Genomic DNA, 1797 nt, shown 5'->3' on the forward strand with positions numbered 1-1797 from the left:
CAGCACCTGGCCGACTTCCTCCTTGAGCTGGGTGACGATTTTGCGTTCATCGGTCGGCAGCGGCGATTGAGGCTCGATAACGCCTGGTTTCGCATCGATCTGCTACTTTTCCATCGCGGGCTGAAGTGCCTGATCGTCATCGAACTCAAGACAGGGAAGTTTAGCTATGCGGACGCCGGCCAAATGCACATGTATCTCAACTATGCGCGCGAGCACTGGATGAAGCCGGGTGAAAACGCGCCGATTGGTTTGATTCTTTGTGCTGCGAAGGGGGCCGCCGAGGCCCACTATGCCCTGGAAAATCTTCCCAACAAGGTCCTCGCCGCTGAGTATCAGATGGTTCTACCAGACGAAAGGGTATTGGTCGCTGAGCTGGAGCGATCACGGCAGCAATTGGAAGCAAGAAAGGTCCGGGGGAAGTAGTGCCGTCGCTGTTTGTCACGCCCCAGAATGGCGCGCAAAAAGGCAATCCTTCCGGATTTTGCTGGGCGCGCAGCGCCGAGCGTCTGATTTATAGTAGTGCAGTTTCTGTGCAGACGTCTGCACTTGAGCGTCTGAGAGGGCCACTCGTCAGCCTGTCAACACAAAAGGGACGCTTTCGCGTCCCCCTTTTTTTTACTTCGACTTCGTCGTTTTTCCGACGGCTACTTTCATGTTCACCGTCGTAGCTGGATGCGTTTTCGCGTGTTGCTGAGTGACGTACTGACCGGTCTTCGCGCTAATCGCGACGGTCTTTGTTTGCGCTACTTTGGATTTCATTGAAAACTCCATGGCTACTTTTAAATGAAAGGCAACAACTTTTTGTTTAATAACGCTAAACTTTTAAGTTGAAGGATGCAAATTTCACCGCTAAAATGGAGTTCTGATTTCGTGACTTGTCACAGAAAATCAGAACTCTTGGCGGACTACGCGACCTGTAATAAGGTCATACGGGTTTTAGCCATATACGATCCCTGCCTTACCAGCTCCACATTGCTGGCTATGTTGTCCGCTTGCCGCGGGCGGGTTCAAGTAATCGAAGTTGCCGGCGCCCCTCCCAGGTGCCGGTACTTCACCTCTCCTTGCTGATCATTCTGATCACATCAAACCACTACATCTAGTTAGATGCAGCAAAGAACCTACTAATTGTATGGACTTGCTGCATCGCACGCAATAGCTTTTAGAGATCAAGAACCTAATTTTTTTGACATTTATTAGCATGCACGTACTTGACATTTTCGAGTGCGGGCGAGCGGCGCATTGCGCGGTGAGCGCGTACTAACATCACTGCGTTTAATAACGGCACAAGATATCTATTCGGGCGTTAAATAACGCTTCAAAATCAATTTGACGTGGGATTAACAGAGTTTTTGGTGAATCGAACGCGTTTTTAAGTATTGAAACTACCTGGCATGAAAGAAAACGAAGTCTTCGCGCTGTCTATTCATGTTTCTTCGTCGCATGATTATTAGAAGCGACTGATCCCTGATCAGCAAGGTGCTAGACCTATCGCGCCGAATCGTAGGCGTCCTGCTTCCTTGATACCGTAGCGGTGTTCCAGATCTCGGCCGCAACGCGGGCGACGCATCCCAGAGATTTTCCAAGTGGAAATAACAAGTGCAACAAGGAACGTCGAGGTTGGCTTGGCACGCGACGCGTCCCGTTGCCCTTAGATGCGTCCGACATTACCCAACAAAACCAAGCCGTGGCGCTTCCATCAGTGCATGCGCACGCCTTTGTGTCAGGTCAACCAGCCGCCTGCACCGAGAAAAAATTATCATAAACACTATCACTCATCACAAAGAGAATGTCAAAAAC

At 50.2% G+C, this 1797-nt stretch carries 1 protein-coding gene; it reads left to right on the forward strand.

Annotated elements, in window-relative coordinates:
* Positions 1 to 423, forward strand: a 423-nt coding sequence (locus tag ACP7BV_RS26845) for a PDDEXK nuclease domain-containing protein (protein ID WP_426107951.1), incomplete at its 5' end; no start/stop codon positions are given.
* Between the last annotated feature and the right edge of the window lie 1374 nt (positions 424 to 1797).

It is taken from the genome of Massilia sp. TSP1-1-2, from assembly GCF_049896185.1.
Classification (GTDB): Bacteria; Pseudomonadota; Gammaproteobacteria; order Burkholderiales; family Burkholderiaceae_D; genus Telluria_A.